This is a genomic window from Vibrio sp. 1727 (assembly GCF_033344415.1).
In the GTDB taxonomy this organism is placed as follows: domain Bacteria; phylum Pseudomonadota; class Gammaproteobacteria; order Enterobacterales; family Vibrionaceae; genus Vibrio; species Vibrio alginolyticus.
Genome location: NZ_JAWPOT010000474.1, coordinates 1 through 585 on the forward strand (window position 1 = coordinate 1; position 585 = coordinate 585).

The 585-nt window shown below is 44.8% G+C and carries 1 protein-coding gene; it reads left to right on the plus strand.

Features of this window, described 5'->3' with window-relative positions; genetic code table 11:
- Window positions 1–286: 286 nt before the first annotated feature.
- The coding region (locus tag R8O10_RS26440; protein WP_318192127.1) for a sulfite exporter TauE/SafE family protein at window positions 287–585 on the plus strand (299 nt) is incomplete at its 3' end.

Here is a 585-nt window from a genome sequence, read left to right on the forward strand (position 1 = left end):
AAGCGCAACATGTAAAAGTTGAGCAATAATCGTCGATTCCTCCTTCTTGATAGCCCCTAAAAGCCACCCTCGCGGTGGCTTTTTCTTTCTTTGATATAGCAACGATGAAGTAATATCACGGCTAAGAGAAAAATTTCGCTAGAAAGAGGTTCACGTTATCAAAACCACAACGGCACTGAACAATTTCGTTTTGGAGCATGTAAAGTAAATCTCATAAAAACGTTAGAACATGCGTTCTCAAAATCTAAGACTCTAATAACCAATAAGAACATAACAAGGATTGTTTATGCTGCTGGAATTGGCTCTGTTGTTTGCTGCAGGCGTGGTAGGTGGAATCATGAATTCGATAGCAGGAGGCGGAAGTTTTATCACCTTCCCCGCCCTGATGGCGGTTGGCGTGCCGCCCATCATGGCTAACGCCACCAACACTTACGCCGCATGCGCGGGATACATAAGCGGTGCCGTGGGCTTTCGTGAAGAAATTTTGAAAAACAAACAAGAACTGCTATTCACCGTTTCGTTCAGCTTAGTCGGTGGCGCAGTTGGCGCGTATCTTCTTCTCAATACGCCAGAGTCACTGTTTTT